The organism is Streptococcus sp. SN3 (assembly GCF_030439905.1).
Genome location: NZ_JAQFJF010000008.1, coordinates 1 through 26,238, shown reverse-complemented (window position 1 = coordinate 26,238; position 26,238 = coordinate 1). Strand labels below are relative to the sequence as shown.

Sequence of the window (26,238 nt, the reverse complement as noted above, 5' to 3'; positions counted from 1 at the left end):
CCTAAAAGTCTTAGTTCATTCTATTCTCCTTTTTTCTTTCTGCTTTGATTTTTTCTTTTTATCTCAGAATTATTTGAAAAAAGTTCTGTTTTCTAGTAAAATGAAGAAGATTATATATATAGGAGAAAGACATTGCTTACAGTATCAGATGTATCACTGCGTTTCAGTGACCGAAAATTGTTTGATGAAGTCAACATCAAATTTACAGAAGGAAATACTTATGGATTGATTGGAGCTAACGGCGCTGGAAAATCAACCTTTTTAAAAATTTTAGCTGGTGATATCGAGCCAACAACAGGCCACATTTCTCTAGGACCAAATGAACGTCTTTCAGTCCTCCGCCAGAACCACTTTGACTATGAAGAAGAACGGGCTATTGATGTTGTAATTATGGGAAATGAGCATCTCTACAACATCATGAAAGAAAAAGATGCTATTTATATGAAGCCTGATTTTTCTGATGAAGACGGTGTACGTGCGGCCGAGCTTGAGGGAGAGTTTGCTGAACTAGGTGGTTGGGAAGCTGAAAGTGAAGCCTCACAATTATTGCAAAATCTCAATATTCCGGAAGATCTTCACTACCAAAATATGAGCGAGCTCTCTAACGGAGACAAGGTTAAAGTACTCTTAGCCAAAGCCCTTTTTGGTAAACCTGATGTCTTACTTCTGGACGAGCCAACTAACGGTTTGGATATTCAGTCTATTACTTGGCTGGAAGACTTTCTTATCGATTTTGACAATACAGTTATTGTTGTATCCCACGACCGCCACTTTTTGAATAAAGTCTGCACTCATATGGCCGACCTTGACTTTGGAAAAATCAAGCTCTATGTCGGAAACTATGATTTCTGGAAAGAATCAAGTGAACTAGCGGCTAAGCTGCTCGCTGACCGAAATGCCAAAGCAGAAGAAAAAATCAAGCAACTTCAAGAATTTGTTGCTCGTTTTTCTGCCAATGCTTCAAAATCAAAACAAGCAACTTCTCGTAAAAAGATGCTTGACAAGATTGAGTTAGAAGAAATTGTTCCATCTAGCCGTAAATACCCATTTATCAGCTTCAAAGCAGAACGTGAGATCGGTAATGATCTCTTGACAGTGGAAAACCTTTCTGTCAAGATAGACGGAGAAACTATTCTTGATAATATTAACTTCATTTTACGTCCTGGCGATAAAACAGCTTTGATTGGTCAAAACGACATCCAAACAACAGCTTTAATTCGTGCTTTAATGGGTGATATTGAGTATGAAGGAACTGTCAAGTGGGGTGTCACAACCAGTCAATCTTACCTACCAAAAGATAATTCTCGTGACTTTGCTAGTGGTGAATCAATCCTTGACTGGCTGCGTCAATTTGCTAGCAAAGAAGAGGATGACAACACCTTCCTCCGAGGTTTCCTTGGACGCATGCTTTTTTCTGGAGATGAGGTTAACAAGTCTGTCAATGTCTTGTCAGGAGGAGAAAAAGTTCGGGTTATGCTATCTAAGCTGATGTTGCTTAAATCCAACGTTTTAGTCTTGGACGATCCAACCAATCACTTAGATTTGGAATCAATCTCCAGCTTAAATGATGGCTTGAAAAACTTCAAAGGATCCATTATTTTTGCCAGTCACGACCATGAATTTATTCAAACCTTGGCCAACCATATCATTGTCCTGTCTAAAAATGGTGTGATTGACCGCATTGACGAAACCTATGATGAATTCTTGGAAAATCAAGAAGTTCAGGCAAAAGTCAAAGAACTTTGGAAAGATTAATCTCTTGTCAATTTACGTTTACAAAGCTTTACAGAGGCATGAAACAACGTTTCTGCCTCTTTCTATATAAGAAATATGAATCACATTAAAGAATATTTTAAAAAAAATTGGCCTTATTTTTGTGCCTTCCTTCTTCCATTTTTCATCATGTTCTTTATCTACTTGATGTATGGAATTTATTGGAATAGTGAGACGTCTCCCTTGCTTGGTGATGGTTTTCATCAGTATGTCATTTTTGACACCAACCTAAGAAATATCCTTCATGGCACAGATAGTATTTTCTATACTTTCTCCAGCGGACTTGGGCAGAATTTCTATGCTTTATCCAGTTATTATTTAGGTAGCTTCTTATCTCCCTTGGTTTATTTCTTTGATTTGAAATCAATGCCAGATGCCATCTATCTATTTACCTTAATCAAGTTTGGATTAATTGGACTCTCTGCCTTTATCAGCATCAAAGGAATATTCAAAAAGATTCCAGCTTTACTCATCATCACTCTTTCGACTTCATTTTCTTTAATGAGTTTTTCAGTCAGTCAATTGGAAATTAAAACCTGGCTGGATGTGTTTATCCTTGCACCTTTAATTGTTCTAGGTTTACATAGGTTGATAACTGGAAAAGGAAGAGTACTATACTTTACAACACTGTCAATTCTCTTCATCCAAAATTATTATTTTGGATATATGATGGCAATCTTTTTGGCCTTTTGGTACCTTCTTCAATTATCTTGGGATTTCAAAAATAGAATTAAAAGTTTACTTGACTTTACAATCGTATCTGCTTTAGCAGGTCTGACTAGCCTAATCATGATTCTGCCAACTTACCTAGACATAAGTACTCATGGTGAAACCTTGACAAAAGTTTCTTCTTTGCTGACAGAAAAAAGTTGGTTCTTAGATGTGTTTGCTAAAAATTTTATTGGCAGTTTTGATACAACCAAGTATGGTTCTATCCCTATGATTTATGTCGGCACCTTCCCATTGATTCTTGCTATCTTATTTTTCACCTTAAAATCTGTTAAGTTTCACGTGAAACTTTGCTACTTTTTACTCATTGCAATTTTCATAGCTAGTTTTTATCTTCAATATTTAGACTTACTTTGGCAGGGAATGCATGCTCCGAACATGTTTCTTCACCGTTATTCTTGGTTATTTTCTCTGGTAGTTATCTATATGGCTGCTGAGACTTTAAATCGTTGGAAAGATGTGAAAGTAATGAATGTTGCCATTAGTTTCACTTTGCTCAGCCTCGGATTCATTATGACGTTTATTCAGAGAAAACATTATGACTTTTTGGGTCCTGAGAATTATATTCTAACATTAGAATTTCTGCTGGCTTATCTCTTGATTAGCTTTGTCTTAGCAAAATCTTCGATTCAACCAAAAATCATTCTCCCTGTCTTGCTTTTCTTTGTTACTTTTGAATTGTCGCTTAATTCCTATTATCAAGTTGGAGGAATTGCTAAAGAATGGGTATTTGCCACTCGTTCATCTTATGCTAGCCACCTTGACGAGATTGACAAGCTTGTCAATTATTCCAAAAAGAAAAATATTGACTTCTTTAGAACTGAAAGATTGAATCCACAAACGGGAAATGACAGTATGAAATTCAACTACAATGGAATTTCCCAGTTCTCATCTGTCAGAAATACTCAGGCAAGTTCCACTTTAGATAAACTTGGTTTTAAATCAGCAGGAACAAATCTGAATCTCCGTTATCAAAACAACAGTATTTTAATGGACAGTATTTTTGGTGTTCGCTACAATCTATCTGAAACAGATCCTCAAAAATTTGGTTTTCTTCCTGAAAAAACTGAAAAAGAAATGTCTCTCTACCAAAATGATGCTGCACTTGGTTTAGCTTTTCTGACCAATGATATTTACCATGATGTCAAGTTTACAAATTTGACTTTAGATAATCAGACAGAATTTTTGAATCGATTGACTGGCTTTGATTTTAAATATTATGACAAAGTAGATGCTATAACTACTAATGAAAATGTCAAGCAAATTGGTAACAGAGTGACTGTGGATGTTGACAGAGAACAGAATACAAGCTTTGCTAGCGTAGTCTATACTGTCAATGTACCTGCTAACAGTCAACTATATGTCAATGTCGCTGGGATTGATTTTAGTAATGATGATCAGACAGATGTTGACATTACTGTCAATAACTTTACAGAACATTATACAACTAATAATGTTTTCCCTTTCTTTAATGCTGGCTATTTTAGTCAAAGTCAAACAGTATCTATTCGCTTTACATTCCCAGACAATTCGACAGTTTCATTTGATACGCCAGAATTTTTTGCCGTTAATGCTGAGCAATATCAAAATGTCATTCAAAAATTAAAAGAGCAGCCCGTTTCCACAACTACTGATTTAAACACAGTAAAAACAAATTATAGAGCGGAAAAGGATACTTCATTATTCTTTACCATTCCTTATGATAAGGGATGGTCAGCCACTCTTAATGAGAAGCCTGTCACACTAAAACGAGCTCAAAACGGTTTTATGAAATTAGATGTGAAAAAAGGAGAAGGAAAAGTTGTCCTCACTTTCATTCCTAATGGACTGAAAGAAGGTGGCATTGCCTTCATATCTGGCATAATCTTATTTGTTTGCTATAATTTTCTACGTAGGAGACGACATAGAATGTAAATATATAAAAAATAAGGCTCTTCATTAAAATGCTAGTGAAGGCCTTTTCTTGAACAATAAAAAAACACTCACTAGGAGTGTCTCTAGCTCCGGCAGTAGGACTCGAACCTACGACATCATGATTAACAGTCATGCGCTACTACCAACTGAGCTATGCCGGATAATATAGTCCGTACGGGATTCGAACCCGTGTTACCGCCGTGAAAAGGCGGTGTCTTAACCCCTTGACCAACGGACCATATGGTATGCTCTCTTTCAGAACATATTCCATTATATCAGGTTTTTAAGCTTTGTCAACTCTTTTCCCTTTATTTTCGAAAATATCTTTCAGATATTTCACTCTTAAACGAGTGACCGGACAGCGATGATTTTCGTAAAAAATAATTTCTCGATTTTTCTTGTCATAATCAACAATGTTGCCAATATTAACCAGATAAGATTTATGTGGTGAAAAAAATCGTTTGGATTGCTGATCTTTTTCTTGAATATCTGTTATTGTTCCATAAAATTCCTTAAGAAAATTTTTACCGACAATCCGAAGTTTATGAGAGCTCCCTGTCGTTTCGATATATAAAATATCGTTATAAGGCATTCGAACATCATTGCCACGATAACTATATTCAAAATAATCTACCATATTGGTATTTTCAATTAGTGTACTCTTAGTGTAAAGAATACTGTCTTTGATTCTATTTTTAAAAGCATCATTGTTGATATCTTTATCGATAAAATCAAGTGCTGATACTTTATATTTAAAAGTCATAGTAGCAAATTCAGATTTTGAGGTTACAAAAACTATAATGGCATAAGGATTATGATGACGGATAAATTGAGCTACTTCCAGCCCTTTTGTTTCCTCCCCCTTAATGTCAATATCCAAAAAATAAAGCTGGTTAACGTCTCCATTTTCAATATATTTTTTGAATTCTTTTATTTTTCCTGTAACCTGAACCTGGATGTCAATTCCAAGTTCCTCAGCAATTTCTGCTAATGTCGTTTCCATCCTGACTTGATGAGATACGGTATCCTCTAAAACTAACACTTTCATAAATTCTATCTCCTAATTGTTAAAATCTGTGTGAAATTGTTTGGCTCAATTTGTGTATCAAGAGTTATAAATTCATACCTATCTAAAATTTCCTTGATGTTATTCAATCCATAGCCTCTATTTTCTCCTTTAGTTGAAAACTCGGGCTGATAGAGTTCTTCCAAATCCAATTTTCCTTCTTTACGAGAATTTTGAACAACAAAAATGGTTCTATCATCCAGTTGAACCAGAGAAACATGGACAATTTTTTCCAGGCTGTCAATGGCACTCTCAATAGCATTATTTAATAAAATACTAGCAATTCTCACAAGATCTAACAACTTGATTGGAAGGCGTTCCACTTTATCCTTAACTTCAAAAGTCAGCTGAATCTGATGTTCACGCGCTTGAAAGATTGTCTCGGTCATGACACTTCTTAAAGCTGAATCTCCTACATTATTCAAATCAAAAACTGTATATTTATCTGAACGCAGGTTCAAATTTGCATCAGCCAAGACCTCTTGATAAATGTGCTCAATTTCCTTGATATCTCCAGTTTGAATAGCCACTTGCATACTCGTCAACATGCTAGCATAATCATGACGAAATCCTTTGATTTCATAGTACAATCTCACAATTTCATCAGTATATTCCTGAAGTCGAAGCTGTTCAGATTCTTTTTGACGCAAATGCTCTTCTTTTTCGTATTTCTCACGGCTGTCCTTGAACGTCACCAAGGTAGAAAGAAAGGCCAAGAAACAAATAGTAGCAATCATACTGCTAAAACTGTTGAAATGCTTTATATTACTAATCCAGTGAGAGAGATTTAAAATCAGCCAATTCATTGCATATAAACTACTAATCATCAGGATCTGAGATTTAAAGAAACTTCTTTTAAGATAATCTATTCTGAAATCAAAAATATCAATAACCTTTACCATAAAGAACAAGGATATTAAGTTGATACATGTCAGAAACAAGCCCATGTACTGAGCTACAAAATCATCTCCTAAAACAGATGAAATAATAACTGAAAAGAAAGTAGTAGAACTATCAATTGACAGACATAAAAAGAAGGAAAGTAAGAAAGATTGATATTTTTTAATTTTTTCAACTCTACAAAAATACCAAACTATAAATAGAGGGAGAAAAAATGACAGTGCATATGATGGAAATGAGATTTCAAATGAAAACACATGCCCTAAAAAAGCAATTATAAACGGAATTATAATCTCAAGACCAAAGCAAACACCTACAAAAAAGTAAGTATGCTTAATTTTAGTGATTTTTGATAAAATCACTAAAAATGCAGCTACATTAATAAAAGGATGAACAATTAATCCTATTATTTCAAGTGACATAAATTTCTCCCCTAAACTTTAAAATTCTTATCTTCCAAAAATCCAATCCCATGGATTTGGAATACCTCTTATATCCCAAAAGGTTTGAACAAGTGAATTGCTATTTGCAGCAATTTGAAAAGAATAGATTTTCATAACTATCTCCTATCTTTTTATCTTGTAAGTCACCTTACATTTATCATTATAGAAAAATAGAAAGAGTTAGTGACAATTTTCCCTGAAATGTCATTTTTTATCCCCAAAATGACATTATACCAAAAAAATAGAAGAAAAAAACACGAAATATTGTAAAATATTTCGCATTTTTTTACCTTTCTGATCTCAGCAGGATTCGAACCTGCGACCGTTCGCTTAGAAGGCGAATGCTCTATCCAGCTGAGCTATGAGACCAATACCATCTCATTCTATCAGAAAATAGGGTTGCCGTCAAGATTACTTATGATAAGGACTCCCCTGCTGAATCATAAAAGCTCGATAGATTTGCTCTATTAAAACAAGGCGCATCAGTTGATGAGGTAGCGTTAATTTGCCAAAACTCATTAGAAGATTTGCCCGTTTTTTTACTGCAGGAGATAAACCTAAACTTCCCCCAATAACAAAAGTGATATCAGAAAAGCCATGCACTGTAGTATCCACCATGAGCTGACTAAACTTTTCTGACGGAAATTGCTTTCCTTCAATTGCCAAAGCAATAACGAATTCACGCTCGTTGATTTTAGCAAGAATTTTATTTCCTTCTTTTTTAAGAATCTGCTGATTTTCTAAATCACTAGCTTTATCAGGTGTTTTTTCATCCGCTAGCTCAATCATTTCTACCTTGCAGAATCGATTGAGACGCTTCATGTATTCAGCAATTCCATCCTTTAAATATTTTTCTTTCAGTTTTCCAACTGTTACAAGTTTTATTTTCATAAGTTTATTCTATCATATTCATCTATACTTCACACTTTATTAACAAGTAAAATTTATCTGGGAATCGGCTAATCTGTGTATTTTCTAATGCCTATCAACAGTTTTTCTAAGTTTTCCACAAGGTGTGGAAAACTTAGAGGATTTAAGTTATAATTAAGTTTAGCTAACTATAATTTCATCAATTGTAATTCAAGGAGGAAAACATGAAAAACTCTTCAAATGCCATCAAAAAGGCTTTATTGCTTTTTGCAGTGTTAATTGTAGGTTTTATCGGTGGAAGTTTAGGAAATTATGTTACTACATTAGTAACTTCACGTGTAAAAATGAATGGAAATTCAACAACTAGTGTAGCTACTTCATATAAAAACTCTACAGATATTTCAGAAGCTGTGAAAAAGGTTCAAAATGCAGTTGTTTCAGTAATTACTTATGCTGAATCTTCTAGCAGCGTTATCAATGATGAATCTTCCAACGATGAATCACAAATCTCCAGTGAAGGTTCTGGCGTAATTTATAAAAAAGATGGAAAATCAGCCTATCTGGTAACCAACACCCACGTTCTGAACGGATCAACTAATGTAGATATCTTGCTAGCTGATGGAAACAAGGTTCCAGGTGAAGTAGTTGGATCAGATGTTTATTCAGATATCTCTGTCGTTAAAATTAGCTCTGAAAAAGTAACTGATGTCGCTGAATTTGGAGATTCTGGTTCTCTGACAGTTGGTGAGACAGCTATCGCTATCGGAAGTCCTCTTGGAACAGAATATGCTAACTCTGTAACACAAGGAATCATTTCTAGCCTAGGCAGAAACGTTACGTTACAATCTGAAAATGGTGAAAATATTTCAACAACTGCACTGCAAACAGATGCTGCAATCAATCCTGGTAACTCTGGCGGCCCATTGATTAACATCCAAGGACAAGTTATTGGGATTACTTCAAGTAAAATTTCAACAAATGGGCAAACCTCTGTTGAAGGGATGGGATTTGCGATTCCGTCTAATGATGTCGTAAATATTATCAATCAACTAGAGAAAAATGGAACAGTCACACGTCCTGCTTTAGGAATTCAAATGATGGATTTATCTAATTTAACAACTTCTGATTTTTCTAAATTAAATCTTCCTTCTTCAGTGAAATCAGGTATTCTTGTTCGCTCTGTTCAGCAAGGGATGCCTGCTGATGGCAAACTTCAAAAAAATGATGTCATTACAAAAGTAGATAACACAGATGTGGAATCCACTAGTGACCTTCAGTCTGCTCTCTACAAGCATAGCATTGGAGATGAGGTAGAGATTACTTATTATCGAGATGGTAAATCTCAAACAGTCAAAATCAAACTCACTAAATCAACAAAAGAGTTAAGCTCAAATTAACCTATTTACAAGATTGTCAACACACCTTTACACAATCGTAAAGGTGTGTTATTCTATATACAAATGGAAAACTTTCAATATATTGCACTTAAAGACATTCGAACCAATCCTTATCAGCCTCGTAAACAATTTTCACAAAAAAAGATTGAAGAATTGGCAGCATCAATCAAAGAAAATGGTCTCATTCAGCCAATCATTCTTCGGAAATCTTCACTTTTTGGTTATGAAATTTTAGCAGGAGAACGGAGATTTAGAGCTACCTCTTTTCTTGGCCTAGAAACGATCCCAGCTGTCGTCAAAGAATTATCTGATGATGAAATGCTGAAACAGGCCATTATCGAAAATCTTCAAAGAGAAGACTTGAATCCTATAGAAGAAGCTGAGTCTTATCAAAATTTGATTGACAAAGGCTTGACACATGATGAAATTGCTAAAATTATGGGAAAATCTAGACCCTATATCAGCAATATTGTCAGACTTTTACAGCTGTCTAAAGAAGTTCGCCAAGCTATCAAGGAAGAAGAGATTTCTCAAGGACATGCTCGCCTACTGGTTCCCTTGAAAGAAGAGGAACAGTTACTATGGCTGGAAAAGATCTGTCGAGAAGATTTATCGGTTCGAGCAGTTGAAAAGCTTCTCCAGAAAAAAAAGAGCATCAAAAAGAAATCTAATAAAGAACTGTTTGCTAAATCTGAAGAGGAAAAAATTAAAAAAATTCTCGGTCTGGAAGTTTCTATTCAGTTAAAAAACCAGAGTAAAGGAAAGCTGATTATTCCTTTTGAAAGCGAAGAAGAATATCAAAGAATTATAAACAGTTTTAAATAAAACTGTTATTTTCTTTTTTTAAAATAACAAAATTATCCACTGTTAAATCAATTAGGAAGCCTATTAAAATAAGAAATTTTAGCTTTATTCACATTCTGTGGATAACTTCAGCTAACAATGTGAATTCTTTTCCAGTTCTTGTGGAAAACTTTGAACCTTTATGATAAAATAAGATGCGTATGAATCAGAAAATTATAGAAAAGGAGGGAAGTTATGACCAAAGAACAGGACTTTTGGAATCGTATTTTAGAATTGGCTCATGCTCAGCTAAAACAGACAACTTATGATTTCTTTGTTGCTGAAGCCAAGCTTGTCAAAGTTGAAGAAAAGCAAGCTGTTATTTTCCTAGATAGTCCAGTAAAACAACTATTTTGGGAGCAAAACTTAGTAGGAGTTATTCTTACTGCAGGATTTGAAATTTTTAATGATCAGATTGCTGGAAAATATATTTTTGAAGAAGAAACTAACACTGAAACTCCGAAATCTGCAGTAACCAGTCCTCAAATCAGCACTGTTCAGCCAAGCTTGCCACCTATTGATACTGGCTTAAAGTCAAAATATACCTTTGATAATTTTGTTCAGGGAGACGGAAATATCTGGGCTAAAGCTGCTGCCTTAGCGGTATCTGAGAATCTAGCCACAACCTATAATCCTCTTTTTATCTACGGAGGACCTGGCCTGGGCAAAACTCATTTATTAAATGCTATTGGCAATCAAATTTTAGAAAATATTCCAGATGCGCGTGTCAAGTATATACCGGCTGAAACCTTTATTAACGACTTCCTTGAACATTTAAGATTGGGAGAGATGGATAGCTTTAAAAAAATCTATCGTAGTCTGGATCTTCTGCTGATTGATGACATACAATCTTTGGGAGGGAAAAAAGTTTCAACTCAGGAAGAATTTTTCAACACTTTCAATGCTCTTCATGGTGAAAATAAACAGATTGTTTTAACCAGCGACCGCAGTCCTGATCATCTGGATAATTTGGAAGAACGCTTGGTAACACGTTTCAAATGGGGATTAACTCAGAATATTACACCGCCAGATTTTGAAACACGAATTGCAATTCTGCGAAACAAAATAGAAGATTTAGATTATATTTTCCCGAATGATACCTTAGAATATCTTGCAGGACAATTCGACTCCAACGTCCGCGACTTGGAAGGTGCTTTGAATGACATCAGTCTCATCGCTAGAGTTCGACATCTAAAAGAAATCACTATTGATATCGCTGCGGAAGCTATTCGAGCTCGCAAGCAGGATTCAAGCCAGGTAACAGTAATCCCGATTGATAAGATTCAGTCTGAAGTTGGGAAATTTTATGGTGTTAGTGTCAAAGAGATGAAAGGCAGCCGTCGAGTACAAAATATCGTTTTAGCTAGACAGGTAGCTATGTATCTGACTCGTGAGCTGACTGACAATAGTCTTCCTAAAATTGGTCGTGAGTTTGGTGGGAAAGACCATACGACCGTTATCCATGCACATGGAAAAATCAAAACCATGATTGAGTCAGACGACAATTTACGTTTAGAAATTGAAAGCATCAAAAATAAAATTAAATAGCGTGTGGAAAACTACAGAATTTTTTCAAAACTTATCCACACTTTGTGAACAAGTCTCAAAACTTGTTAGAATAAGGATGAAACTATTTTTCCACATAATTCACACAAACTACTATTACTATTAATCTTATAATCATAAATAAAAAGGAGATCCCATGATTCATTTTTCTATTAATAAAAATCTCTTCTTACAAGCTTTAAATACCACTAAAAGGGCTATCAGCCATAAAAATGCAATTCCTATTCTTTCTACTGTAAAAATCGATGTTACCAAAGAAGGAATCACCTTAATCGGTTCAAATGGTCAAGTGTCGATTGAAAACTTTATTTCTACTCAAAATGAAAATGCAGGCTTGCTTGTCAACTCAACAGGTTCAATTTTATTAGAAGCGACTTTCTTTATTAATGTTGTTTCCAGCTTGCCAGATATTATTTTGGATTTTAAAGAAATTGAACAAAAACAAATCGTCTTGACTAGCGGCAAATCAGAGATTACCCTGAAAGGAAAAGACGCTGACCAGTATCCACGAATCCAGGAAATTTCTGCCAGCAATCCCTTGATTCTTGAAACAAAAATTCTCAAAGATGTCATTAACGAAACAGCTTTTGCAGCCAGTGTTCAAGAAAGCCGTCCAATTTTGACTGGTGTTCACTTTGTTTTGACAGATAACCGTTCTTTGAAAACAGTTGCAACAGACTCCCACAGAATGAGTCAAAAGAAAATTACTCTGGAGAAAAACGGAGATAATTTCGACGTAGTCATTCCAAGTCGCTCTTTACGGGAATTTACGGCTGTTTTTACCGATGAAATTGAAACGGTAGAGGTTTTCTTTGCTAACAATCAAATTCTTTTCAGAAGCGAAAATATCAGCTTCTACACCCGTCTCTTAGAAGGAAATTATCCAGATACAGATCGTTTGATTCCGACTGAATTTACGAGTGTCCTTACTTTTAATACTTCTGATTTACGTGCAGCTATGGAACGCGCTCGTCTCTTGTCTAATGCCACACAGAATGGAACAGTTAAATTGGAGATTGCAGACGGTATTGTCAGTGCCCATGTAAATTCACCAGAGGTCGGCCGTGTTAACGAAGAAATTGATACAGAAAGTGTAACTGGCGAAGATTTGACCATTAGCTTTAATCCAACTTATCTGATTGATGCTTTGAAGGCCATTGACAGTGAAAAAGTAACGATTAGTTTTATCTCATCCGTTCGTCCTTTCACCTTGGTACCGAGTGAAGACACAGAAAACTTTATTCAGCTGATTACACCTGTCAGAACTAATTAAGATGAAAAGCAGTAGGCCAAGTTAAAGATTTTTACTTCTTGGTCCTAAGGTCTTTTCATTTACAAAGTACGATAGATGCTTAAGTTTTCTTCCTGGACAATGATAGTTCCTTGAAAGGAGAAAAAAATGTATGAAATTGGTCATTTTGTAGAGATGAAAAAGCCCCATGCCTGCACCGTAAAAGCGACTGGGAAAAAGGCGAATCGCTGGGAAATCACAAGGGTTGGTGCAGATATCAAAATCCGTTGCACCAATTGTGAACATCTTGTAATGATGAGTCGTCACGATTTTGAAAGAAAAATGAAGAAAATAATTGATTAGACGAAAACTCATCGTATGTTATTGTGGAAAACTAATTTGCATTGCTGAAGATCAGATTTAGATTTAATTTTTCAAGCAAAAATGGATAGGACTTTTTAAGTCCTATCCATTTTTGCTTTTATTTAAGATTTTCAAATTTACCGTTTTTGACTTCTTTATAACCTGCTTTTTCGAGTAATTTAGCAGTTTCTTTATAGCTGATGTAATCAGCTTTTTGATTACCAGATGTTTGAAGAAGCTGTTTACTTTGTAGTTCTTCAATATCAGCTTTACTGAAATCAATTGTCAGTTTTTCAGTTAGATAATCATCTTTGTACTCGATTTTATGAGTTAATCCTTTGATACCCTCAATAGATTTAGCATAGGCTTCTGTCTGCTCTTTAGCAGTGTCTTTTGTCAAGCCAACTGGTTTATAGTAGAAGGTGTTGTTTGTTTCGTTTATAAGAAGCTCATCACCTTTATATTCAACAGTGATACGACTATCTTGCTTAGTACTTTGGTCAATCAGCTGGAAATAAGCTTTTTTAGGACTGCTGCAGGCAGCTAAAACAAACAAAGCGGAAATCGCAAGGAAGGAAAGAAAAAGTGTTTTGAAAGTATTCTTTTTCATTAGGGACTCCTTTAATAAGAATATTAGCTATATTATACCATTTTTTTCTTCAATTTATTTTACATTTTTGTAAAGAAAGCTAGAAAAAATAACTAAAATCCGCTGTTTAGGATAAGGATTTATGGTATAATGGTTTGGATTGAAAAGATGAATGGAGAAGATAAGAATGGCTTTGACAGCAGGAATCGTTGGTTTACCCAATGTTGGTAAGTCAACTTTATTTAATGCAATTACAAAAGCAGGTGCAGAAGCAGCTAATTATCCTTTTGCGACAATTGATCCAAATGTCGGGCGGGTAGAAGTTCCGGATGCTCGTTTGGATAAATTAACAGAACTCATCAAACCACAGAAGAAGGTTCCAACAACCTTCGAGTTTACTGACATTGCTGGAATTGTGAAAGGTGCTTCAAAAGGAGAAGGACTAGGGAATAAATTCTTGGCTAATATCCGTGAAGTAGATGCTATCGTTCATGTAGTACGTGCTTTTGATGATGAAAATGTCATGCGGGAACAAGGCCGTGAATCTGATTTTGTAGATCCAATGGCAGATATTGAGACCATTAATCTAGAATTGATTTTAGCAGACTTAGAAAGTATTAACAAACGTTATGCGCGTGTAGAGAAGATGGCTCGTACTCAAAAAGATAAGGATTCAGTGGCAGAATTTAATGTTTTACAGAAAATTAAGCTTGTCCTGGAAGATGGTCTGTCAGCTCGTACAATTGAATTCACAGAAGAAGAGCAAAAAATCGTCAAAGGACTCTTTCTTTTAACGACTAAGCCGGTTCTCTATGTGGCCAATGTCAGTGAATATGAGGTAGCAGATCTAGATAATATTGACTATGTGAAGCAGATTCGTGAATTTGCAGCTACAGAAAATGCTGAAGTTGTTGTCATTTCAGCACGTGCAGAGGAAGAGATTTCTGAATTGGACGATGAAGATAAGTCAGAATTTCTGGAAGCTATCGGCTTGACAGAATCAGGTGTGGATAAACTGACCAGAGCAGCTTATCATCTGTTGGGACTTGGAACCTACTTTACAGCTGGTGAAAAGGAAGTGCGTGCTTGGACCTTTAAGCGTGGAATGAAAGCTCCGCAAGCAGCTGGCATTATTCACTCAGACTTTGAAAAAGGCTTTATTCGAGCAGTGACTATGTCTTATGATGACTTAGTGCACTATGGCAGCGAAAAAGCAGTTAAAGAAGCTGGACGTTTGCGCGAAGAAGGAAAAGAATATATCGTTCAAGATGGCGATATTATGGAATTTAGATTTAATGTGTAAAGTATTTGTAAAGTCTAAAAATTCTAGGTTGGAAATTTTTTTCCAGCCCTTTTGGCTTCTATAAAGGAGAAAAATGGTAAAGTTAATAGTCGGTCTGGGAAATCCAGGAGAAAAATATATTGAAACGAAACATAATATTGGGTTTATGCTAATTGACAAGATTTGTAAAGATCTTGATTTAAAGTTTACAGCTGATAAAATCTTTCAAGCAGATATCGCCTCTACTTTTCTAAATGGTGAAAAAGTCTATTTTGTCAAACCAACTACATTTATGAATGAGAGCGGAAAGGCCGTTCAAGCTTTACTGGCATACTATGGTTTAGATATAGAGGATTTATTGGTCATCTATGATGATTTGGATATGGAAGTTGGTAAGATTCGTTTGCGCAGCAAGGGTTCAGCTGGTGGCCATAACGGTATTAAATCTATTATCAAACACATTGGAATTCAAGAGTTTAAACGGATAAAGATAGGTATTGGCCGTCCAAAAGAAGGTATGACAGTGGTTCACCATGTTCTAGGAAAATTTGATACAGATAATTATATAACAATTCTGAAGACTCTTGATAAGGTTGACAATGCTGTAAATTATTATTTACAGTCAGGCAATTTTGAACAAACAATGCAGAAATACAATGGATAATAAAATGAACCTGATTGACTTATTTTGTCAAAACCAGCAAATTTCAGATTGGAAGAAAAATCTCCATAAAAGCAGCAGACAGTTGATAATGGGACTGTCTGCATCAACAAAAGCGATTACTATAGCGGCTGGATTAGAAGAAGCGGATAAAATCCTTGTGCTGGCTTCTAGTCAAAATGAAGCAGATCGTTTGGCTAGTGATTTGATTTCTTTGTTGGGAGAAGACAAGGTCTATACTTTCTTAGCAGATGATACTCCTATAGCAGAATTTGTTTTTGCTTCACAGGAAAAAATATTTTCGAGATTAGATGCTCTAAACTTTTTAATAGACCATCAAAAGTCTGGAATTCTAGTTACTAATGTCGCAGCCAGCAAATTACTCTTGCCTGATCCTATTGATTTTAAAAATACCAATATAAATTTGACAGTTGGACAAGAATATGACCTAAATAATCTTGTAAAGATGTTGTCAAGTTCAGGATACAAGAAGGTGTCTCAAGTTTTAAGTCAGGGAGAATATAGTCTAAGAGGAGACATCTTAGACATTTTTGAGCGCTCAGCAGAGGCACCTTATCGCCTGGAGTTTTTTGGCGATGAAATTGATGGTATTCGGATTTTCAATCCAGAAAATCAAACTTCAATTGATAACATAGAAAGTATTTTGATTAAACCTGCTTCTGATATCCTGCTTTCTGAGAAAGATTATGCTCGAGGACGGGAAAATCTGGAAGCTATTTTAGAAAAAGCTGTTGATCCTGCTTTGAAATCTTACTTAGAAGAGCTACTAATAAGTGCCAAAGAGGAGTTCCATCATGCAGATATTCGCAAATTCCTTTCTTATTTTTATCAGAAAGAATGGACTATTTTAGACTACTTGCCTGTTCATAGTCCTGTGTTTTTTGATGATTTTCAAAAAATTGTGGATCGACATGCTCAATTTGAACTGGAAACAGCTAGTTTGTTGACAGATAATTTACAAAATTGTAAAGCTTTATCAAGTCAGAAATATTTTGCAGATAAGTACCAAGATTATCGTCAATATAAACCAGCAACCTTCTTTTCAAGCTTTCAAAAAGGTTTGGGAAATCTGAAATTTGATGCTTTGTATCAATTCAATCAGTACCCAATGCAAGAATTTTTCAGCCAGTTTCCCTTGTTCAAGGAAGAGATTAATCGTTATAAAAAATCTGGCTATACAATAATTTTACAAGCAAATTCTTCGGTAGGTTTACAAAGTTTACATAAAAATTTACAGGAATATGATATTCATTTAGACTATATAAAAGAGGCTGAGATTCACAAAAATGCAGTTCAGCTTATAGAAGGAAATCTTGTTCAGGGTTTTAATTTCGTAGATGAGAAAATTGTTCTTATTACAGAGTACGAAATTATTCACAAGAAAATAAAACGAAAAATCCGGCGACAGAATATCTCAAATGCCGAACGACTGAAAGATTATAATGAGCTAGAAAAAGGGGATTATGTTGTCCATAATATTCATGGGATAGGACGTTATTTGGGAATAGAAACGATTGAAATATCTGGTGTCCACCGTGATTATCTGACGATTCAATATCAAAATTCTGATCGTATTTCGATTCCAGTTGACCAGATTGATCTCCTATCAAAGTATGTTGCCAGCGATGGAAAAACACCTAAGGTAAATAAGCTAAATGACGGTCGCTTCCAGAAGAGTAAGCAAAAAGTTCAGCATCAGGTTCAGGATATTGCGGATGATTTGATTAAACTATATGCTGAACGCAGCCAGCTAAAAGGTTTTGCTTTCTCAACGGATGATTCTAATCAAGAGGAATTTGACAATGATTTTCCCTATGTTGAAACAGAGGACCAGCTAAGAAGTATTCAGGAAGTGAAGAAGGATATGGAAAGCAGTCGTCCAATGGACCGGCTCTTAGTTGGTGATGTCGGCTTTGGAAAAACAGAAGTAGCTATGCGGGCTGCTTTTAAGGCTGTCAACGATCATAAACAGGTGGCTGTATTAGTACCAACAACGGTTTTAGCCCAGCAGCACTATACTAACTTTAAAGAACGCTTTAATGATTTTGCGGTTAATGTCGAGGTACTCAGCCGTTTCAGGAGTAAAGCAGAACAAAAACAGACTCTGGAGAAGCTGCAGAAGGGACAAGTTGATATTATCATCGGAACCCACCGACTCTTATCAAAAGATGTAGAATTTGCGGATTTAGGTTTAATCATCATTGATGAGGAGCAGCGTTTTGGAGTTAAACATAAGGAAACATTAAAAGAATTGAAAAAGAAAGTTGATGTCTTAACTTTGACAGCAACTCCTATTCCTCGAACTCTTCATATGTCTATGCTGGGGATACGCGATTTGTCAGTCATTGAGACCCCGCCTACCAATCGCTATCCTGTTCAGACCTATGTTTTAGAAAGCAATCCTACAGTAATTCGAGAAGCTGTCTTACGTGAAATAGACCGAGGTGGACAGGTTTACTATCTTTACAACAAGGTTGACACAATTGAACAGAAAGTTTCGGAATTAAGAGAGTTAATCCCAGAAGTTTCTATAGGCTATGTTCATGGTCAAATGAGTGAGATTCGTTTAGAAAATACTTTACTGGATTTCATCAATGGAGAATACGATATTTTGGTGACCACAACCATTATTGAAACTGGAGTTGATATTCCAAATGCCAATACTTTGTTTGTAGAAAATGCTGACCATATGGGGCTGTCAACCTTGTATCAACTTCGTGGACGGGTTGGCCGCAGTAATCGGATTGCCTACGCTTATCTGATGTACAGACCAGATAAGATCCTAACAGAAGTTTCTGAAAAGCGTCTAGAGGCTATTAAGGGATTTACAGAGTTAGGTTCTGGATTTAAGATTGCCATGCGAGATTTGTCTATTCGAGGGGCTGGCAATATTTTAGGAAGTATGCAATCTGGCTTTATTGATTCTGTTGGTTTTGAAATGTATTCACAGCTTCTAGAAGAAGCCATTGCTAAAAAGCAGGGGAGAGAGAATAAGCGTCAAAAGAGCAATGCAGAGATTAATCTGCAGATTGATGCCTATCTGCCTAGTGACTATATTTCTGATGAAAGACAGAAAATTGAAATTTACAAGAGAATTCGTGAGATTGACAGTCGTGTAAACTATGAAAATCTACAGAATGAATTGATTGATCGCTTTGGTGAATACCCTGATGTTGTAGCCTATCTGTTGGAGATTGGACTTGCTAAGTCTTATTTAGATCAGGCATTTGTAAAGTCAGTGGAACGCCAGCAGAATGCAGTAATTATTCATTTTGAGAAGATTTCGCAGCAACTTTATCTAACGCAGGATTATTTTGAAGCACTTTCGATGACGAATTTAAAAGCTCGAATTGGTGAAAAAAATGGCTTAATTGAAGTGATTTTTGATGTGAGGAACAAAAAAGATTATGAGATTTTAGAAGGTCTAGTTAATTTTGGAGAAAAGATGCTGGAAATTAAACACCGCAAGGCAGAATAAAGGTTACAATTCAGTGAAGTTTGGCTTTTTAAGCTCTATTTTTCTCAAAAAATGGTAGAATAATAAATTAAGAGAAAATGAGGTAATAGGATGAGATTAGATAAATATTTGAAAGTGTCACGGATTATCAAGCGACGTCCAGTGGCTAAAGAAGTAGCTGACAAGGGCCGGATAAAAGTGAACGGTATCTTGGCTAAGAGCTCAACAGATTTGAAAGTGGATGACTTGGTTGAAGTACGCTTTGGTAATAAACTCTTGACTGTAAAGGTTCTGGAGATGAAAGATAGTACCAAAAAAGAAGATGCAGCTAAAATGTACGAAATAGTCAGTGAAACAAGGATAGAAGAAGATGCCTAAAAATATCGTCCAACTCAATAATCGTTTTATTCAAGATGAAAATCAACGCCGCAGATATGTGGATCAGGAACGGCGGAAACGCAACCGTTTTATGGGCTGGGTTCTGATTTTGGTGATCCTCTTATTTATTTTACCTACCTATAATTTGTACCAGAGTTATCAAACCTTGCTGCAGCGTCGTGAACAGTATTCTAAACTCCAGGAGAAATATCAGACACTCAGCGAAGAAAAGGTCTATCAATCTGATATAGCAACAAAGTTAAAAGATGACAGCTATGCTGCTAAGTATGCACGCGCTAAATACTCTTTTTCAAAAGAGGGTGAGTACATTTATACTATCCCAGATTTATTACCGCAGTAGTTATGGAAGATTTACTAAAAACAATTGAGCAGTTCTTGGCCTTTTCAGATGAGAAATTAGAAGAACTGTCTGAAAAAAATCAAGCTTTGAAACTTCAAGAAAATCAAAAGGAAAGGGGAAAACATGCGTAAGTTTTTGTTACTGATATTTTTGCTGCCAGCTTTATTTAGCAGTATCACAGTTATTAGTACCGAAAAAGATTTCGTATTAGACGAGGAAGAAAAATATCATTTTACAAGCACTGCGTATGGACGCTATTATGATAGCATCCCGACAAATCCTAATGTTTATGAAGAAACTCCTACATTTACAGATTCTACTCTGAGTAAGATTGCTGGAAAGCTAATTCCAGACCAGCCTATCCAGATAACAGGATTTTATGTAAATGAAGAAGGAGTCCCGATTTTCAAGCTGAAAAATGGGCAGTTTGTGATAGCGGATAAAAATACAATTTACGAAGATACTGTCCAGTTAATCGAAGATATCCATCAAGAAATGTGGCTGAAACCCGGCTTTACTCTTTATGATAAAGCCAATATCAACGGAGCTAAAAAAATCAATACAACGGTAGCTCCATATACAAAAGTAAACATTGTCCAAATTGTCCAGACAGTCAAAGGAACTTTTGCCCAGATTGAAGGACAGGGCTGGGTTTCTATGGAATTTCTGGATGAAACTGATAATCGAATGGACAAAGTTCAAGAAATTTTGAGCAGTAAGTATAACAAGGCGGACTACTCTATCTATGTCAAACAGCTGGACACAGGCAAAGAAGCAGGCATAAATCAAGATCAAGAGATGTATTCGGCCAGTGTGACCAAACTGCCTTATCTTTACTATGTGCAGGAACAGCTGGATCAGAAAAAATTTTCGTTAGATCAGAAGTTCAAGTATATTGGAGCAGTCAATGATTTTGCAGGTGCTTATGAACCAGAAGGAAGTGGCAGTATTGCTAAGTCAGCTGATGACAAGGAATATTCAGTTCAGGATTTGATAAATCGAGTGGCCAAAGAATCAGATAACGTCGCCCACAATATCTTAGGCTATTATGCAACCAATCAATCTGATAAAAATTTTCAGCAGACAATCAACAAAATAGCTGGAAAGAAATGGGATGTGGAAGAAAGACAAGCTTCTTCACGTATGACTGGAAATATTTTAGAAGCTATCTATGAGCAAAATGGCATGATTATCGATGCCTTGTCTCAGACAAATTATGATAATCAGCGGATTTCTAAAAATATTGATGCTAAAGTGGCTCATAAAATTGGCGACGCCTATGATTTCAAGCATGATGCTGCGATTGTCTATACAGATTCTCCTTTTATCATTGTCATTTTTACTAATAATGCAACCTACGATAATATTTCTCAGATAGCAGACGATGTCTATGGAGTCCTGAAATGATTAAGCAAGAATTTCTTAAAAAAATGCAGGAGAAAAAGTATTTCCAAGACCATCGAAAAGTTTTGATTGCTGTATCAGGTGGACTGGATTCTATGACACTGCTGCAGCTGTTGATTGATTCTCAAAAAGAACTGGCTATCGAGCTTGCGATTGCTCATGTCAATCACAAACAGCGGCCAGAGTCAGATCAAGAAGAAAAGGCATTGGTAAAGATTGCGGAACAGCTTGGTGTAAAGATTTTTACATCAAGTTTTTCTGGTAATTTTTCAGAAAATGCTGCTCGGCAGTTTCGTTATGATTTTTTCGGGAAAGTGATGCAGGAGGGGCACTATACAGCTCTGGTAACTGCCCACCACGCAGATGATCAAGCTGAGACTGTTTTTATGCGGCTGCTGCGTGGAGCTAGACTTCGTCATCTGTCCGGCATGAAAGCTGTCCAGCCTTTTGCTTGTGGGGAGCTGATTCGTCCTTTGCTTACTTTTCATAAGTCAGACTTTCCGGATATTCAACATTTTGAAGATAGCAGTAATTTTCAAAATGACTATCTCAGAAATCGAATTCGCAATCTTTATCTGCCGGATCTAGAAAAAGAAAACCCACAATTTAAGGATTCTTTGCGGTATCTGGGAAAGGAAATTGAAGATTGGCAGACCGCTTTGTCTCACTTGACCAGAGATTTAGATATAGAAAATGTCCAAGTCTTTCATCAGCAAATCCCCCAGGTTCAACGTTTTCTATTGCAGAACTATCTTGAAAACTTTTCTGGACTGAATTTGAGCAAGCAGCAGTTTGAGGAGGTTTTAAACATCCTGCAGACTAAGGCCAATTATCAGCACACTTTGAAAAAAGACTATGAGCTTGTTAAAGATTACCAGCGTTTTGAAATTAGAAAAATCAGTCGTAAGCCCGATTTAAAAATGGATTCAATTTTGTTAGAATTTGAGAATCTGATTGAGTTTGGGTATTATCGATTTTCATTCGGGATTCCTTTGAGTGGTGAAAATATACAGAAAATTTTTGTTTCGCGTGAAACTTCGCTGACACTCCGTTTCCGAAAAGAGGGAGACAGTATTTTGCTGAACGGTCATCACAAGAAACTTCGTCGTCTTTTTATTGATAAGAAGGTTTCCTTTGAAGAACGGAATTCATCTGTAGTAGTGGAACAAAATCATCAAATTTTAGCAATCTTAAATATTGCTATCAGTGATTTGAGTAAGGCATTAAAAAGTGATATAATGAGTACTGTACTTTATATTCAGAAAATAGATGGGTAAAATTATGCTAGAACAAGATATCAAAAAAATATTGATTTCCCATGATGAAATCGTGGATGCTGCAAAAAAGCTTGGTCAGCAATTAACCAAAGATTACCAAGATAAAAATCCAATTTTTGTTGGAATTTTAAAAGGTTCCGTGCCTTTTATGGCTGAGTTAATCAAGCATATTGACACACATATTGAGCTTGATTTTATGTTGGTCTCCAGCTACCATGGTGGTACTGCTAGCTCAGGTGTCATTAATGTTATTAAGGACATTGATCAAGACATCACAGGACGTGATATCCTATTTGTTGAGGATATTATTGATACTGGTCAGACTTTAAAAAATCTGTGCAATTTGTTTAAGGAAAGAAATGCTGCATCAGTAAAAATTGCTACACTTTTGGATAAGCCAGAAGGCCGTGTTGTTGAAATTGATGCAGATTATACATGTTTCACAATTCCAAATGAATTTGTTGTTGGATATGGATTAGATTACAATGAGAACTATCGTAATATTCCATATATTGGTATTTTGAAAGAAGAAGTTTATACAAAATAAAGGTTTACTATTAATAGATGAAAAATAAGCAAAATAATGGTTTTATAAAAAATCCATTTCTCTATATTCTGATTATTGTTGTCCTAGTGACAGGGTTTCAGTATTTCTTCTCAGGAGATACTGGCGGTCGCAGTCAGCAAATCAATTACACAGAATTAGTGAAGGAAATTAAGGAAAATAATGTCACAGAGATGAGCTACCAGCCAAATGGCAGTGTCGTCGAGATTTCAGGTACTTACAAAACACCTCAGGAATCGAAAGAAGATACAGGGATTTTATTTTTCACTCCAAACATTTCTAAAGTAGAAAAATTCACAAGTATTATTTTACCGTCAGATATTACAATTTCTGATTTACAAAAATTAGCCTCTGAGCATAACACTGAAATCAGCATAAAGCGCGAAAGTTCAAGCGGAATGTGGATTACAATCCTCACTTCCATCGTTCCTTTTGTGATTGTCATCTTCTTCTTTATGTCCATGATGAATCAAGGTGGAGGCGGTGGTGCCCGCGGTGCCATGAATTTTGGTCGCAATAAAGCGCGTGCTGCTAACAAAGAAGATATTAAGGTTCGTTTCTCGGATGTAGCTGGTGCCGAGGAAGAGAAACAAGAACTTGTAGAAGTCGTTGAGTTTTTGAAAGATCGGAAACGCTACACCAAGTTAGGTGCTCGTATTCCTGCCGGTGTGCTTCTAGAAGGCCCTCCGGGAACTGGTAAAACCTTGCTTGCTAAGGCAGTTGCTGGGGAAGCTGGAGTTCCTTTCTTCAGTATCTCAGGTTCTGATTTTGTAGAAATGTTTGTTGGGGTCGGAGCAAGCCGAGTTCGTTCTTTGTTTGAAGATGCGAAAAAAGCAGCTCCTGCTATTATCTTCATCGATGAAATTGATGCAGTCGGTCGTCAGCGCGGTGTTGGCCTTGGCGGTGGTAACGATGAGCGGGAGCAAACCCTCAATCAGCTCTTGATTGAAATGGATGGTTTTGAAGGCAACGAAGGAATCATTATTATTGCGGCTACTAACCGTTCGGATGTATTGGATCCAGCCTTGCTGCGTGCTGGCCGTTTTGACAGAAAAGTGTTGGTCGGCCGTCCTGACGTTAAAGGTCGGGAAGCTATTCTCCGTGTTCATGCTAAGAATAAGCCACTGGCTAAAAATGTTGATTTGAAACTAGTTGCTCAACAGACACCAGGTTTTGTTGGTGCTGATTTGGAAAATGTCTTGAATGAAGCTGCTTTGGTTGCTGCTCGTCGTAACAAGAAAGTCATTGATGCAGATGATATTGATGAAGCAGAAGATCGGGTAATCGCAGGACCTTCTAAGAAAGATAAGATGGTGTCTGAACGTGATCGTCAAATGGTTGCTTATCATGAAGCTGGACATACTATTGTTGGTTTGGTATTGTCAAATGCGCGTGTCGTACATAAGGTAACCATCGTACCTCGTGGACGTGCTGGTGGCTATATGATTGCCCTGCCTAAGGAAGACCAAATGCTTCTATCTAAAGAAGATATGAAAGAACAATTAGCTGGTCTTATGGGTGGCCGTGTGGCTGAAGAGATTATCTTTAATGTGCAGACAACAGGTGCTTCTAATGACTTTGAACAGGCAACTCAGATGGCCCGCAGTATGGTAACAGAATATGGAATGAGCGAAAAACTTGGTCCGGTTCAATACGAAGGCAATCATGCTATGTTTGGTGCAGCCAGTCCTCAAAAATCAATTTCAGAACAGACTGCATATGAGATTGACGAAGAGGTAAGAGAACTTCTTAATGAAGCTCGTAACAAAGCTGCAGAGATTATCCAGTCCCATCGCGAAACTCATAAATTGATTGCTAAAGCGCTTCTTAAATATGAAACTTTGGATAGCAATCAGATTAAATCATTGTATGAAACTGGCAAAATGCCAGAAGAGTCTGAACTTGAATTAGACAAAGAAGCTCATGCGCTTTCTTATGATGAAATTAAAACGAAAATGGAAGAAAAAAGTTCCGAGTAGAAGAAGTTGGAGAAATTCCAACTTTTTTCTCTTTTTCTGAAATAGTTATTGACAAAGGAATAAAAGCTGATATAATGGAATATGTTCTGCAGAAGGACAAGAAATGGTCCGTTGGTCAAGGGGTTAAGACACCGCCTTTTCACGGCGGTAACACGGGTTCGAATCCCGTACGGACTATATAATCCGCCATAGCTCAGTTGGTAGTAGCGCATGACTGTTAATCATGATGTCGTAGGTTCGAGTCCTACTGGCGGAGCTAGGTTTAAAAAATCAAATGTGTTAGCATTTGATTTTTTTCTTGCTTTCAGACTTCCTATAAATCCTCCCAAATGACTAAATATGTGCCTGAAATGACTTAAAAATAGTTATTCGAGTCAGAAGAGCTCCTAAAATATGCTTTTTAGAAGAAAGAGCCCATCTTGCTTTCTATTTACAGTAGAATTAAGCCAAGTAAAATTTAAGGAGGAACTATGGATTTTAGAACTACTTATGAGAAGGTGAAATGGATAGTTTGGAAGTGTAAGAAAGACTATTATATTCATTTGTGGGAACATAGTGATTGGGAGCAAGAAGGGATGTTAGTTTTATACGAACTTCTGCTTAAAGAAAAAGGAATTGAAAATGATGAGGAAAAACTCTATCGTTATTTCAAAACAAAATTCAGGAATCATATACATGATAAAATTCGTAAACAAGAAAGCCAAAAGCGCAAATTGGACCGCCAGCCTTATGAAGAAGTGAGTGAGATTGGTCATCGTTTGAAATCAAAAGAGTTGTTTCTAGATGAGTTAGTTGCCTTCAGAGAAGCGATTGACAATTATAAAAGAACTCTTGATGATGTTGGATTGGATAATTATCAGAGGTTGATGAGCAACGAGCGCTTTAAAGGAAGAAGAGCCATGCTTAAAGATTTAAAAAATCACTTAAAAGATTTTCAAGATAATACGATTTTGTAATGAACAAACTTGATGACTTTATTTCTGTTTTTCTAGAACAGGTTAGAGCATCAAGTTTTTTTATTAAATAAAAATCAAAAAAGATTAAAAAAGGTATTGACAGGTTGGTGGTATAGGTGATATACTAATATAGTTGTCGCGAAAGACAAAGCCCTTTGAAAACTGAACAAGACGAACCAAGTGCAGGGTGACATAGAGATATGTAACCTGTCA

23 protein-coding genes and 5 tRNA genes are annotated in these 26,238 nt (G+C 36.1%); 20 read left to right on the top strand and 8 right to left on the bottom strand.

The features are described 5' to 3' along the window. Positions 1-132 precede the first annotated feature (132 nt). Together PCY71_RS12280 and PCY71_RS12275 are read left to right on the top strand one after the other, a co-directional pair. Positions 133-1,755 (top strand): ATP-binding cassette domain-containing protein, encoded by a 1,623-nt coding sequence (locus PCY71_RS12280; protein ID WP_002899531.1) that lies wholly within the window; start codon positions 133-135, stop codon positions 1,753-1,755. Between the two features lie 75 nt (positions 1,756-1,830). Further along, positions 1,831-4,416, top strand: a complete 2,586-nt coding sequence (locus PCY71_RS12275) for a YfhO family protein (RefSeq protein ID WP_002908356.1) — start codon at positions 1,831-1,833, stop codon at positions 4,414-4,416. 87 nt (positions 4,417-4,503) lie between these two features. Here PCY71_RS12275 and PCY71_RS12270 read toward each other — a convergent pair. From PCY71_RS12270 to rlmH, 7 genes are all read right to left on the bottom strand, one after another. Next, positions 4,504-4,577, bottom strand: a tRNA-Asn gene (locus PCY71_RS12270). A gap of 5 nt (positions 4,578-4,582) precedes the next feature. Next, a tRNA-Glu gene (locus PCY71_RS12265) sits at positions 4,583-4,654 on the bottom strand. Between the two features lie 45 nt (positions 4,655-4,699). Further along, the gene (gene comE / locus PCY71_RS12260) at positions 4,700-5,464 is read right to left on the bottom strand and encodes a competence system response regulator transcription factor ComE (RefSeq protein ID WP_002899424.1); all 765 of its coding nucleotides are present in this window, start codon (positions 5,462-5,464) and stop codon (positions 4,700-4,702) included. Positions 5,465-5,469: 5 nt separating this feature from the next. Beyond that, positions 5,470-6,804: a competence system sensor histidine kinase ComD gene (gene comD, locus PCY71_RS12255; RefSeq protein WP_048774160.1), complete on the bottom strand. Its 1,335-nt coding sequence runs from the start codon at positions 6,802-6,804 to the stop codon at positions 5,470-5,472. 27 nt (positions 6,805-6,831) lie between these two features. Continuing rightward, positions 6,832-6,939: a hypothetical protein gene (locus tag PCY71_RS12250; RefSeq protein ID WP_032909851.1), complete on the bottom strand. Its 108-nt coding sequence runs from the start codon at positions 6,937-6,939 to the stop codon at positions 6,832-6,834. 181 nt (positions 6,940-7,120) lie between these two features. Next, a tRNA-Arg gene (locus PCY71_RS12245) sits at positions 7,121-7,194 on the bottom strand. A 42-nt stretch (positions 7,195-7,236) separates the two neighbouring features. Next, positions 7,237-7,716 (bottom strand): 23S rRNA (pseudouridine(1915)-N(3))-methyltransferase RlmH, encoded by a 480-nt coding sequence (gene rlmH, locus PCY71_RS12240; RefSeq protein WP_048774163.1) that lies wholly within the window; start codon positions 7,714-7,716, stop codon positions 7,237-7,239. 203 nt (positions 7,717-7,919) lie between these two features. Between rlmH and PCY71_RS12235 the strand changes: the two genes are divergently transcribed. From PCY71_RS12235 to PCY71_RS12215, 5 genes are all read left to right on the top strand, one after another. Continuing rightward, positions 7,920-9,092 carry a trypsin-like peptidase domain-containing protein gene (locus PCY71_RS12235; RefSeq protein ID WP_002899524.1) on the top strand — a complete coding sequence of 391 codons (1,173 nt, stop codon included), beginning with the start codon at positions 7,920-7,922 and terminating at the stop codon, positions 9,090-9,092. 63 nt (positions 9,093-9,155) lie between these two features. Continuing rightward, a complete protein-coding gene (locus PCY71_RS12230) occupies positions 9,156-9,917 on the top strand; it encodes a ParB/RepB/Spo0J family partition protein (protein WP_048774165.1) in 762 nt (253 codons plus the stop codon). 213 nt (positions 9,918-10,130) lie between these two features. Beyond that, complete coding sequence (dnaA, locus tag PCY71_RS12225; protein ID WP_009659520.1) at positions 10,131-11,483, top strand: chromosomal replication initiator protein DnaA; 1,353 nt, start codon at positions 10,131-10,133, stop codon at positions 11,481-11,483. A 154-nt stretch (positions 11,484-11,637) separates the two neighbouring features. Beyond that, positions 11,638-12,774, top strand: coding sequence for a DNA polymerase III subunit beta (gene dnaN, locus PCY71_RS12220; RefSeq protein WP_048774167.1), 1,137 nt, complete (start codon positions 11,638-11,640; stop codon positions 12,772-12,774). 126 nt (positions 12,775-12,900) lie between these two features. After that, positions 12,901-13,095: a DUF951 domain-containing protein gene (locus PCY71_RS12215; protein WP_048774169.1), complete on the top strand. Its 195-nt coding sequence runs from the start codon at positions 12,901-12,903 to the stop codon at positions 13,093-13,095. Between the two features lie 118 nt (positions 13,096-13,213). On the opposite strand, the gene PCY71_RS12210 is transcribed toward PCY71_RS12215, so the two are convergent. After that, complete coding sequence (locus tag PCY71_RS12210) at positions 13,214-13,705, bottom strand: DUF1307 domain-containing protein (protein WP_048774170.1); 492 nt, start codon at positions 13,703-13,705, stop codon at positions 13,214-13,216. A 166-nt stretch (positions 13,706-13,871) separates the two neighbouring features. On the opposite strand from PCY71_RS12210, the gene ychF reads away from it, so the two are divergent. The 13 genes from ychF to PCY71_RS12145 all read left to right on the top strand — a co-directional run bounded on the left by ychF (position 13,872) and on the right by PCY71_RS12145 (position 26,025). Further along, complete coding sequence (gene ychF / locus PCY71_RS12205; RefSeq protein ID WP_048774171.1) at positions 13,872-14,987, top strand: redox-regulated ATPase YchF; 1,116 nt, start codon at positions 13,872-13,874, stop codon at positions 14,985-14,987. A 73-nt stretch (positions 14,988-15,060) separates the two neighbouring features. Continuing rightward, positions 15,061-15,630: an aminoacyl-tRNA hydrolase gene (gene pth, locus PCY71_RS12200; RefSeq protein WP_048774173.1), complete on the top strand. Its 570-nt coding sequence runs from the start codon at positions 15,061-15,063 to the stop codon at positions 15,628-15,630. After that, positions 15,623-19,126, top strand: a complete 3,504-nt coding sequence (mfd, locus tag PCY71_RS12195) for a transcription-repair coupling factor (protein ID WP_048774175.1) — start codon at positions 15,623-15,625, stop codon at positions 19,124-19,126. The genes pth and mfd overlap by 8 nt, the downstream gene beginning before the upstream one ends. A gap of 90 nt (positions 19,127-19,216) precedes the next feature. Next, the gene (locus tag PCY71_RS12190; RefSeq protein ID WP_002894302.1) at positions 19,217-19,483 is read left to right on the top strand and encodes an RNA-binding S4 domain-containing protein; all 267 of its coding nucleotides are present in this window, start codon (positions 19,217-19,219) and stop codon (positions 19,481-19,483) included. Further along, a complete protein-coding gene (locus tag PCY71_RS12185; protein WP_002899511.1) occupies positions 19,476-19,844 on the top strand; it encodes a septum formation initiator family protein in 369 nt (122 codons plus the stop codon). Before PCY71_RS12190 ends, PCY71_RS12185 begins: the two co-directional genes overlap by 8 nt. Positions 19,845-19,846: 2 nt before the next feature. Then, positions 19,847-19,975, top strand: a complete 129-nt coding sequence (locus tag PCY71_RS12180) for an SP_0009 family protein (RefSeq protein ID WP_002916259.1) — start codon at positions 19,847-19,849, stop codon at positions 19,973-19,975. Next, positions 19,968-21,251 carry a serine hydrolase gene (locus PCY71_RS12175; RefSeq protein WP_048774178.1) on the top strand — a complete coding sequence of 428 codons (1,284 nt, stop codon included), beginning with the start codon at positions 19,968-19,970 and terminating at the stop codon, positions 21,249-21,251. Before PCY71_RS12180 ends, PCY71_RS12175 begins: the two co-directional genes overlap by 8 nt. Next, a complete protein-coding gene (gene tilS, locus PCY71_RS12170) occupies positions 21,248-22,525 on the top strand; it encodes a tRNA lysidine(34) synthetase TilS (RefSeq protein WP_048774180.1) in 1,278 nt (425 codons plus the stop codon). The genes PCY71_RS12175 and tilS overlap by 4 nt, the downstream gene beginning before the upstream one ends. Before the next feature lie 4 nt (positions 22,526-22,529). Then, complete coding sequence (hpt, locus tag PCY71_RS12165) at positions 22,530-23,072, top strand: hypoxanthine phosphoribosyltransferase (protein ID WP_032913750.1); 543 nt, start codon at positions 22,530-22,532, stop codon at positions 23,070-23,072. A 17-nt stretch (positions 23,073-23,089) separates the two neighbouring features. After that, on the top strand, positions 23,090-25,069 hold the full coding sequence (ftsH, locus tag PCY71_RS12160) for an ATP-dependent zinc metalloprotease FtsH (protein ID WP_048774183.1): 1,980 nt from the start codon (positions 23,090-23,092) through the stop codon (positions 25,067-25,069). Positions 25,070-25,174: 105 nt separating this feature from the next. After that, positions 25,175-25,246, top strand: a tRNA-Glu gene (locus PCY71_RS12155). A gap of 5 nt (positions 25,247-25,251) precedes the next feature. Continuing rightward, positions 25,252-25,325, top strand: a tRNA-Asn gene (locus tag PCY71_RS12150). Between the two features lie 214 nt (positions 25,326-25,539). Further along, entirely contained in the window at positions 25,540-26,025 is a 486-nt protein-coding gene (locus PCY71_RS12145) for a sigma-70 family RNA polymerase sigma factor (protein WP_002894314.1), read from the top strand. Positions 26,026-26,238 lie beyond the last annotated feature (213 nt).